The organism is Novosphingobium pokkalii (assembly GCF_014652855.1).
GTDB lineage: Bacteria > Pseudomonadota > Alphaproteobacteria > Sphingomonadales > Sphingomonadaceae > Novosphingobium > Novosphingobium pokkalii.
In genome coordinates this window covers 216841-226701 of the sequence record NZ_BMZP01000005.1, presented here as the reverse complement: position 1 = coordinate 226701, position 9861 = coordinate 216841, and the positions used below count along the sequence as shown (strand labels likewise).

The 9861-nt window shown below is 69.9% G+C and carries 8 protein-coding genes; 7 read left to right on the top strand and 1 reads right to left on the bottom strand.

Annotation, left to right across the window (positions count from 1 at the left end):
• Positions 1 to 144: 144 nt before the first annotated feature.
• From IE191_RS07620 to IE191_RS07610, 3 genes are all read left to right on the top strand, one after another.
• Positions 145 to 1218 carry a class 1 fructose-bisphosphatase gene (locus IE191_RS07620; RefSeq protein WP_191323766.1) on the top strand — a complete coding sequence of 358 codons (1074 nt, stop codon included), beginning with the start codon at positions 145 to 147 and terminating at the stop codon, positions 1216 to 1218.
• A 16-nt stretch (positions 1219 to 1234) separates the two neighbouring features.
• Positions 1235 to 2179 carry a LysR family transcriptional regulator gene (locus tag IE191_RS07615; RefSeq protein ID WP_191323765.1) on the top strand — a complete coding sequence of 315 codons (945 nt, stop codon included), beginning with the start codon at positions 1235 to 1237 and terminating at the stop codon, positions 2177 to 2179.
• A 136-nt stretch (positions 2180 to 2315) separates the two neighbouring features.
• Positions 2316 to 3536 carry an MFS transporter gene (locus IE191_RS07610; protein ID WP_308432887.1) on the top strand — a complete coding sequence of 407 codons (1221 nt, stop codon included), beginning with the start codon at positions 2316 to 2318 and terminating at the stop codon, positions 3534 to 3536.
• 98 nt (positions 3537 to 3634) lie between these two features.
• Here the strand turns inward: IE191_RS07610 and purU are convergent, their stop codons facing one another.
• Positions 3635 to 4522 carry a formyltetrahydrofolate deformylase gene (gene purU / locus IE191_RS07605; protein WP_229815175.1) on the bottom strand — a complete coding sequence of 296 codons (888 nt, stop codon included), beginning with the start codon at positions 4520 to 4522 and terminating at the stop codon, positions 3635 to 3637.
• Between the two features lie 155 nt (positions 4523 to 4677).
• Here purU and IE191_RS07600 point away from each other — a divergent pair, with 155 nt between their 5' ends.
• Genes IE191_RS07600 through IE191_RS07585 form a run of 4 tightly spaced genes read left to right on the top strand, consistent with a single transcriptional unit; the run spans position 4678 to position 9606 of the window.
• Entirely contained in the window at positions 4678 to 5964 is a 1287-nt protein-coding gene (locus tag IE191_RS07600; RefSeq protein ID WP_191323764.1) for a sarcosine oxidase subunit beta family protein, read from the top strand.
• A 15-nt stretch (positions 5965 to 5979) separates the two neighbouring features.
• Entirely contained in the window at positions 5980 to 6243 is a 264-nt protein-coding gene (locus tag IE191_RS07595; RefSeq protein ID WP_191323763.1) for a sarcosine oxidase subunit delta, read from the top strand.
• Positions 6240 to 9131, top strand: coding sequence for a 2Fe-2S iron-sulfur cluster-binding protein (locus tag IE191_RS07590; protein ID WP_191323762.1), 2892 nt, complete (start codon positions 6240 to 6242; stop codon positions 9129 to 9131). The genes IE191_RS07595 and IE191_RS07590 overlap by 4 nt, the downstream gene beginning before the upstream one ends.
• Complete coding sequence (locus IE191_RS07585) at positions 9124 to 9606, top strand: sarcosine oxidase subunit gamma family protein (RefSeq protein WP_191323761.1); 483 nt, start codon at positions 9124 to 9126, stop codon at positions 9604 to 9606. Before IE191_RS07590 ends, IE191_RS07585 begins: the two co-directional genes overlap by 8 nt.
• The last annotated feature ends 255 nt before the right edge of the window (positions 9607 to 9861 follow it).

Sequence of the window (9861 nt, the reverse complement as noted above, 5' to 3'; positions counted from 1 at the left end):
CCGCACGGAAAATGCGCCCGGCGCATTTTCCAACAACGCCTCCGAGCGCAAAAATCCCCTTTGGCCTTCGCATTTGCACAAAGCTTGGCTTAGAGAGGGCCGGACGCCCGGCCAGGCCGGGCCATGGCAGGAGAGATTCGCGCGATGACCACCCAGACCCCCGTGCTCGAAAGCGCGTCTGCACCCGCAAGCCCGGCACCCAATCCGCCCTCGGCGCAGCCGGTGACGCTCACCCGCTTTCTGATCGAGCAGCAGCGGCGGCCGGATTCGCCCTGCCCGCCGCAATTGCGCCTCCTGCTCGAAACCGTGGCGCGCGCGTGCAAGGCGATCAACTTCGCCATTTCCAAGGGCGCGCTGGGCGATGTGCTGGGCTCGCTGGGCAGCGAAAACGTGCAGGGCGAAGTCCAGAAGAAGCTGGACGTGATCGCCAACGACCTGCTGCTCGATGCCAACGAATGGGGCGGGCAACTGGCGGCCATGGCATCCGAGGAAATGGAGACGCTGCACCCCATTCCGGGCCGTTTCCCCAAGGGCGAGTACCTGCTGGTGTTCGATCCGATCGACGGATCGAGCAATATCGACGTGAACCTGTCGGTCGGCACGATCTTTTCGGTGCTGCGCGCACCCGAAGCCTGCGCCGGGCGCGACGTGACCGAGGCCGATTTCCTCCAGCCCGGCACCGAGCAGGTGGCCGCCGGCTATGCCATCTATGGCCCGCAGACGCTGCTGGTGCTGACCGTGGGCACCGGCGTCTATGAATTCACGCTGGACCGCGAAATCGGATCGTGGCGCCTGACCGACGGGCCGATCCAGATGCCGCACGGCAACCGTGAATTCGCCGTCAACATGGCGCGCCGGCGCCAGTGGTCGCCGCATGTGGCGCGCTATATCGAAGAGCGCATCCAGGGCACCGAAGGGCCGCTCGGCCTCGATTACAACATGCGCTGGCCTGCCTCGATGGTGGCCGACGTGCACCGCATCATCAAGCGCGGCGGGGTGTTCCTCTATCCGGCCGATCATCGCCCCGGCGGCAGCGCGCGGCTGCGCCTGCTCTATGAAGCCAATCCGATGAGCTTCCTGGTGGAACAGGCCGGGGGCGCGGCCAGCAATGGCCATGCGCGCATTCTCGATCTGGTGCCCGGCGGCCTGCACGAGCGCGTGGGCGTGATCCTGGGCGATCCGGCAGAAGTCGCCGCCGCCAGCCAGCCGCAAGGCTGATCGCAGGGCGCGGCGCATGGACATGTTCGCCGCGCTCCAGGCTTTCGTGGCGGTGGTGGACGAGGGCGGCTTTGCCCCGGCGGCGCGGCGCGCGGGCCAGGCGCCGTCTTCGTTCACCCGCCATGTCGACGCGCTGGAAGCGGCGCTCGGCACGCGGTTGCTGGCCCGTTCCACCCGCCAGGTCAGCCTGACCGAGGCGGGGGAAGCCTATTACCCGCAAGCGCGCGCGATCCTTGACCAGTTGGCCGAGGCCAACCGCGCCCTGCGCGAAGGGCCGGGCGCGGCGCGCGGACTGTTGCGCCTGAGCCTGCCGGTCACCTTCGCGCGGCTGCATGTCACGCCCTGGCTGCCCGCGTTCCTGGCCGCGCATCCGGACATCACGCTGGATGTGGTGGTGACCGACACGATGCTCGATCTGGCGGCGCAGCGCATCGACGTGGCGGTGCGGCTGGGCGCGCTCGATTCCTCCAGCCTGCTGGCGCGGCGCCTGGCGCCGCAGCGCCGCGTGGTCTGCGCCAGCCCGGCCTATCTGGCCGCGCGCGGCACGCCGCAGGTGCCGCAGGATCTGGCCAGCCACGCCTGCCTGACGTTTGCCTTTGCCGATGGCGAGCGGCGCTGGCGCCTGAGCCGCGATGGGCAGCACGAATGGGTGCGCGTGGCCGGGCCGCTGCGCACCAATCATGCCGACACGATCCGCGAGATGGCCCTGGCCGGGGCCGGCCTCGCCCTGCTGCCCACCTGGCTGGTGGGCGAAGACGTGGCGCAAGGGCGGCTGTGCCCGGTGCTGGACGGGTGGCAGGCCGACGTGGCCCGGCCCGGCGCATCCCCGCCGGGCGATGCCGGCATCCACGCGCTCTATCTGCCCGATCGGCGCGGCATGGGCAAAGTGCGCCTGCTGGTCGATTTCCTGGCAGAGCGGTTCGGGTCTCCGCCCTATTGGGACCGGGGCCTCAACGGCTGACTTTTGCGCAAATTGCAAAACTGCCTGCCAATCAGGGCAGATTATCATTTGCCGCTGCACGGTCCATAGGGCGGGCAACCAAGCCCGGCAGCAACCGTTTCCCTGCGGTAGCTGCTCCAGAGCAAAGAGCCCTGCCATGTCGGAAACCCTTTTGGCCGGCGCCGCCGCGCGCCCGGCAGCCGCTTCCTCTTCGCCCGCCCATTCTTCCCCCACCAAGCCCGAGCTGGGCACCGGTCTGATCCTGGCCATGGCCGCCACCACTGGCCTTGGCGTCGCCAATATCTATTACAACCAGCCGATGCTCGGCCTGATCGAGGCGAGCATGCCCGGCGGGCTGACCGCGCTGGTGCCCACCGTCACCCAGCTCGGCTATGCCCTGGGCCTGTTCCTGCTGGTGCCGCTGGGTGACCGGGTGGAGCGGCGGCGGCTGATCGTGGCGCAGTTCCTGTTGCTGTCGGTGGCGCTGGTGCTGGCGGCGGTGGCGCCTTCGCCGGCCCTGCTGCTGGGCGCTTCGCTGATCCTGGGCGCGCTGGCGACGGTAGCGCAGCAGATCGTGCCCTTTGCCGCGCACCTGGCCCCGCCCGAGCGCAGCGGCGCGGTGATCGGCAAAGTCATGGCCGGGCTGCTCTGCGGCATTCTGCTCAGCCGCACCCTGGCCGGGTTCGTGGCCCAGCAGGTCGGCTGGCGCGCGATGTTCTGGCTGGGCGTGCCGCTGGCGCTGCTCGCCGCCGCGATCCTGCGCGCCATGCTGCCGACGTCGGCCACCGCGCAGGGGCCGCGCTATCCGCAACTGCTCGCCTCGCTGTGGCACTTGTGGCGCCGCCACCGCGCCCTGCGCCTGGCAACGATCACGCAGGGCCTGCTGTTTGCCGCGTTCAGCGCCTTCTGGAGCATCCTGGCGCTGCGCCTGGCGCAAGTGGGCGAGGGGCCGAGCGTGGCCGGCCTGTTCGGCGTGATCGGTGCAGTGGGCATTCTCGCCGCGCCGATGGCCGGGCACCTGGCCGACCGGCGCGGCCCCCACGCCACGATCGTGGCCGGGGTGGCGCTGATGGTGGTGGCCTGGGCGATCGCGATGACCTGGTCGGGCGTGGTCGGGCTGGCGCTGGCCTGCGTGGTGCTGGACCTGGCGGTGCAGAGCGCGCTGATCTCGCACCAGCATATCGTCTATGCCCTGGACCACGGCGCGCGGGCGCGGCTCAACACGCTGTTCATGGGCGGCATGTTCCTGCTCGGCGCGGCCGGGTCTGCCCTGGCGGCGCTGGCCTGGCATGGCGCCGGCTGGAGCGGGGTAAGCAGCCTCGGCCTGGCGCTGGGCCTGGGCGCCGGGGTGGCCAACTGGCTCGCGCGGCGCGGGTAAAAGTTATATCTGGCAATAGGATAGCATATTTCCCCGGGGAAACCTCGCGGTTCTCCGGGGATTTTCATGCAAAATGCTGCACTGCACAATAACCTGGGTCAACCAAACACGATGGTCTTGTTGCCGTTGACCATCACCCGTCGCTCGATGTGCCACGACACCGCGCGGGCGAGCACCTGGCACTCCACGTCGCGGCCCAGCGCGACGAGCGTTTCGGGCGCGTGGACGTGGGTGACGCGGCGCACGTCCTGCTCGATGATCGGGCCTTCGTCGAGATCGGTGGTGACGTAGTGCGCGGTGGCGCCGATGATCTTCACCCCGCGATCGTGCGCCTGGTGATAGGGCTTGGCCCCCTTGAAGCTGGGCAGGAAGCTGTGGTGGATGTTGATGCAGCGGCCGGCCACCTTTTCGCACAGCATGGGCGAGAGGATCTGCATGTAGCGCGCCAGGACCACGAGATCGGGATCGGTCTCGTCGATCAGCGCGGCAAAGCGGGCTTCCTGCACCGCTTTGCCTTCAGGCTTCATCGGCAGGTGGTGATAGGGCAATCCGCTCCATTCCACGAAGCTGCGCATGTCGTCATGGTTGGACACCACGCCGACAATGTCCACCGGCAGCAGCCCGGCGCGCCAGCGGTGCAGCAGATCGAACAGGCAGTGCCCGAACTTGGAGACGGCGAGCAGCAGGCGCGGGCGGCGCGCCATGTCGTGCAGCGACCAGTCCATCGCAAAGCGATCGGCAATCGGGGCAAAGCGCTGGCGCAGGATTTCGACATCGGGCAGCGGCGCGCCATCGCCGGCAAAGGCGGTGCGCATGGCAAACAGGCCCGAAGTGCCATCGTTGAAATGGTTGGACTCGGTGATCGTCGCGCCTTGCTCCGCCAGGAAGCTGGCGACGGCGGCAACGATGCCGCGCTGGTCCGCGCAGCGCAGCAGGAGCACCTGGCCTGCCATGGCCCCGGCCCCCGGTTCGACAATTCCGGTCATGCTTCGTGTTTCCCCTGGTGCGCCGGCCACGGGAGCCTGCGCTTTCGCCGTGCAAAGACCGGTTGCGGCGCGATTTTGGCAAATCACATTTTCGGCCATGGGGATGACATTTTTAGACGCGACGTCCTCGCCCCGTCGCACTTACCCATGACGCTGTGACAAGCACCACATCAACTCGCTGGACCAGGGGCCGCTATTCCGCGCTGGCATTGCTGCGCGGGGCGCTGGGCGGGCATCGCCATTGGGGCCGGGCCTGGCGCGCGGCAGAGCCCAGGGCCGCCTATGACATCGTGATCATCGGCGGTGGCGCGCATGGCCTGGCGACCGCCTATTACCTGGCGAGCCAGCACGGCATCCGCAACGTGGCCGTGGTGGAAAAGGGCTGGATCGGCGGCGGCAACACCGGCCGCAACACCACGATCGTGCGCTCGAACTATCGCCAGGCGCCGTTGCAGCGGCTGCTCGAACATTCGCTCAAGCTGTGGGAAGGGCTGTCGGACGAGCTCAACTACAACGTGATGTTCTCGCCGCGCGGCGCGCTGTTCCTGGGCCATTCGGATGCGGACATGACGCGGCTGGCCGAGCGCGGGGACAGTTTGCGCGCGATGGGCATCGATGCCGAGCTGATGGACGTGGACGCGGTGCGCCGCCTGGTGCCGCTGCTCGATTTCTCGCGGGCCGCGCGCTGGCCGATCCAGGGCGGGCTGATCCAGCAGCGCGGCGGCACGGCGCGGCACGATGCGGTGGCCTGGGGCTATGCCCGCGCTGCGGACAATCTTGGCGTGGACATCATCGAGAATTGCGAAGTGACCGGCTTCACCCGCCAGGGCGATACGGTCACCGGCATCGAGACGACGCGCGGGCCCATCGCGGCGGGGAAAGTGGCGATCTGCGTGGCCGGGAACAGCGGCCACGTTGCGGGCCTGGCTGGCCTGCGCCTGCCGATCGAGAGCCACACGCTGCAAGCCTATGTAACCGAGCCGGTCAAGCCGATGATCGACACCGTGATCATGTCGCAATCGCTGCATTGCTATATCTCGCAATCCGACAAGGGCGGGATCGTGGCGGGCGGCGATCCCGATGGCTTTCCCAGCTATGCCCAGCGCGGCCAGCCGGTGCGGCTGGAAGACGCCATTGCCCAGGCGATCGCGCTGGTGCCCGCGCTCAGCCGCCTGCGCATGGTGCGCTGCTGGTCGGGCGTGACGGATATGAGCTTTGACGGATCGCCGATCATCGGCGACCTGCCGCTGCGCAACCTGCATCTCAACGGCGGCTGGTGCTATGGCGGGTTCAAGGCGACGCCGGGATCGGGGCATCTCTATGCCCACCACCTCGCCACCGGGCAGCCGCACCCGATCGCCGCGCCGTTTGACCTGGCGCGGTTCGCTGCCGGGCGCACGATCGACGAAGCGGGCGTGGGCCCGATGCCGCAACATCGATAAGGGGAGGCACGGGCGATGATGCTGATCGAATGCCCCCATTGCGGGCCACGCGCGCAGGAAGAGTTCACCTATGAGCGCACCCGCGACAGCGTGGTGCAGCTTGACGACGCGCCCGAGGTGGCGATGGCCACGCTCTATGCCCGCACCAATCCGCGCGGGGAGGAAAACGAGATCTGGCGCCACACCCTGGGCTGCCGGGGCTGGCTGGAACTGCGCCGCGACCGCATGAGCCATGCCATCGTGGCGGTGCGCGCGCTGGGCCGGGCGGTGCTGCCATGAGCGGGGAAACCGCGCGCTTCACGTTCGACGGCAAGAGCTATACCGCGCAGGCGGGGCAGACCCTGGCCGCTGCGCTACTGGCCAATGGCGTGGCCGTGGTCGCGCGCAGCTTCAAGTATCACCGCCCGCGCGGGATCATGGCGGCGGGGGTGGAAGAACCCTCCGCGCTGGTGACCGTGGGCGAGGGGGGCCGCGCCGAACCCAATACCCGCGCCACCGACGTGTTCGTCTATGATGGCCTGGTCGCGCGCAGCCAGAACGCCTGGCCCAGCCTGGCGTTCGACGTGGGGGCGGTGAACGGCCTGGCCGCGCGGCTGATCCCGGCGGGCTTTTACTACAAGACCTTTTTCGGGCCGCCGCGGCGCTGGATGGTCTATGAACGGTTCATCCGCAAGGCGGCCGGGCTTGGCCCCGCGCCACAAGAGGCAGACCCCGATGCCTTTGACCACCGCGCCGCGTTTTGCGACGTGCTGGTGGTGGGGGCCGGGCCGGCCGGGCTCGCCGCCGCGCTGGCGGCGACGCAGGCGGGGCAGCGGGTGGTGCTGGTGGAGCAGGACAGCCTGCCCGGCGGCGCATTGCTGCGCGAGGATGCGCGGATCGACGGACAGGACGGGGCGGACTGGGCGCAGGGCACGGTGGCGGCGATCCGTGCTGGCGGCGGCCGCGTGCTGTTGCGCGCCACCGCGACCGGATACTGGGACGGCAACCTGGTCAGCGTGGTGGAGCGCCTGGCCGAGCCGGGCCAGGTGCCGGCACCCGGCACGCCGGTGCAGCGCCTGTGGAAAGTGCGCTGTGGCAAGGTTTTGCTGGCAACTGGGGCGATCGAGCGGCCGCTGGCGTTTGGTGGCAATGACCGGCCCGGCGTGATGCTGGCGCAGGCGGTGCGCCACTATGTGCGGCGCCATGGCGTGGTGCCCGGGCGCCGCGCGGTGGTGGCGACGAGCAACGACGATGGCTATCGCACGGCCTTTGCCCTTGCCGATGCCGGGGCGCAGGTGCTGGCCGTGCTCGATAGCCGCACCGTGCTGGCCGGACCCCTGGTGGAGCGGGCGAGGGCGCGCTTTGCCGTGCTCGCCGATGCGCGGCCGATCGACACCCGCGTGGCGGGCAGGCGGCTTTCGCGCGTGATCGCGCAAGTGGGCGGCGCCGAAACCACTTTTGCCGCCGATCTGCTGGCGATGTCGGGCGGGTTCACGCCGGTGGTGCACCTGCACAAGCAGGCGGGCGGTGACCTGGCGTGGGACGCGGCCGCGCAGGCCTTCCTGCCCGGCACGGCGCGGCAGGCGCAGGCAAGCATCGGTGCGGCAGCGGGCGGCCATGCGCTCGATGCCATCCTGGCGCAGGGCTGGGCGGCGGGCGGCGGCGGGGCGCGCGCCTTTGCGGTGGACGATCCGCTGGGCCTGGGCACCCCGGCCATGGCGGCGGCCATTCCTCAGGCAGTGCGCGGCAAGGCCTTCGTCGATTTCCAGAACGACGTGTCCTTGGGCGATGTCGACCTGGCCTGGCGCGAAGGCTATCGCTCGGTCGAGCATCTCAAGCGCTATACCACGCTGGGCATGGGCACGGACCAGGGCAAGACCGGCAACATGGCCGCGCTGGCCCGGCTGGCGCAGGCGCAAGGGGTGGAGATTCCGCAAGCCGGGCTGACCACGTTCCGCCCGCCCTATACGCCGACCACGCTGGGCGCCTTTGCCGGGGCAGCGGTGGGCGATCATGCCGGGCCGGTGCGCCGCCTGCGCCTGCACGCGGCGCACGAGGCGCTGGGCGCGGTGTGGCAGCCGGTGGGCTATTGGTTCCGCCCGCGCGGCTATCCGCGCAATGGCGAGAGCCTGGGCGCGGCATCGCTGCGCGAGGCGCGGATGGTGCGGGAAAGCGTTGGCATGGTGGATGTTTCCACGCTGGCAACGTTCGAGATCGCCGGGCCGGATGCCGCCGCATTGCTGGAAATGGCCTGCGCCACCACGATCGGGCGGCTGGCCCTGGGGCGCGGCCGCTATACCGTGATGCTGCGCGAAGACGGCATGGTGATGGACGATGGCACCGCCTGGCGGCTGGAAGAGCAGCGCTATCTGCTGACCAGCTCGACCGGCGGGGCGGATCGCATGGCGCAGCATCTGTCCTGGCTGCGCAATGTCGTGGCGCCCGATCTGAAAGCCAGCGTGGTCAACGTGCAGGAGCATCTGGGCGCCGTGGCTCTGGCCGGGCCGCGCGCGGCGGCGGTGCTGGCCGAGCTGATCGGCGCGGCGGTGCCGGCGCACATGCGCTGCGCCCGCGCCATGCTGGCGGGGATCGAAGTGCTGGTGCTGGCCGCCAGCTATAGCGGGGAGCGCGCTTTCGAAATCTATGCCCCCGGCCATGACATGGCCGTGGTCTGGCAGGCCCTGCACGAAGCCGTGGTGGCTGCCGGCGGTGGCGCCTATGGCCTTGATGCCATGGACCATCTGCGCGTGGAAAAGGGCCATGTGGTGATCGGCGCCGAAGTGGATGGCCGGGTGACCCCTGCCGACATCGGCCTGGGCGGCATGCTGCGCAAGCAGGGTGGTTTCGTCGGCTGGCAGGGGCTGCAACGCCCGGCGCTGGCCGATCCGGCGGGGCGGCGCCACCTGGTGGGCGTGGCGGCGGTGGACGGCCAGGCCCTGCCCGAAGGCGCGATGCTGGTGGCCCGCGAAGGGGACGTGCCGCTGGGCCATGTTACCACGGCCTCGCCGCGCGTGGCGCCGGACCCGGAGGGCCTGACCGGTGGCATCGGCCTGGCGCTGCTGACCGACGGGGCGAGCCGGCAGGGCGAGGAACTGCTCGCCTGGTCTGCCACGCGCGGGCAGACCGTGCGGGTGCGGGTGTGCGAGCCGGTGTTCTATGACCGCGAAGGAGCCCGTTACCGTGATTGAGCTGACCGATCACGATGCCGGTGATGTGCTGGCGCTGGAACTGTGGGATGCGGCCGGGGCCGCGCCGGTGGCGCAGGCGCTGGGCTTTGCCCTGCCGCCCGTCGGAGCCAGCGCGGGCGACGATCGCTGCCGCGCGATGCGGTTCGAGCCCAATGTCTGGCTGGTGGAAGGCAGCGGCGTGGACCGCGCGGCCCTGGCCGGGGCCGTGGGCGCGCATGGCGCGGTGACGCCGATCGGTGGCGGGCTGGTGCGGGTGATCCTGCGCGGGGCGGGCTGGCGTACGCTGTTGATGCACGACGGGGTGTTCGACGCTGAAAACCCCGCCTTTGCGCCGGGCTGCACGGCGGCCACGGTGATCGCCCATGTGGCCGTGCGGCTCAACGTGGTGAGCGAGAAGCGCTGCGACGCGCTGGTGCCGGCGAGCCTGGCGGAAGGATTGATCGGGCGGTGGCGGCAGGTGGCTGCGGGGCTGTGATTCGGTTGCGCCTGGCTGCCGGGGGCTTCGACAAGCTCAGCCCGAACGGGTTTGGGTGTTGATTCTTACAGTCCGTTCGCCCTGAGCTTGTCGAAGGGCGGGTGGCGCGATGCTGTCGGGCAAGGGGCTGTGAGAAGCTCGGCCCGATCGGGGGATTTGAAGGCTGGGCGTTTTTGCCCCTCCTCTTTAGAGGAGGGGTTGGGGGTGGTGCGGAGCCTTGCACCAGATTTCCACCACCCCCCGACCCCCTCCTCT

Coding starts and splice junctions, on each gene's coding strand:
- IE191_RS07620 (WP_191323766.1), top strand. CDS start 145: ATGACCACCCAGACCCCCGTGCTCGAAAGCGCGTCTGCACCCGCAAGC.
- IE191_RS07615 (WP_191323765.1), top strand. CDS start 1,235: ATGGACATGTTCGCCGCGCTCCAGGCTTTCGTGGCGGTGGTGGACGAG.
- IE191_RS07610 (WP_308432887.1), top strand. CDS start 2,316: ATGTCGGAAACCCTTTTGGCCGGCGCCGCCGCGCGCCCGGCAGCCGCT.
- purU (WP_229815175.1), bottom strand. CDS start 4,522: ATGACCGGAATTGTCGAACCGGGGGCCGGGGCCATGGCAGGCCAGGTG.
- IE191_RS07595 (WP_191323763.1), top strand. CDS start 5,980: ATGATGCTGATCGAATGCCCCCATTGCGGGCCACGCGCGCAGGAAGAG.
- IE191_RS07590 (WP_191323762.1), top strand. CDS start 6,240: ATGAGCGGGGAAACCGCGCGCTTCACGTTCGACGGCAAGAGCTATACC.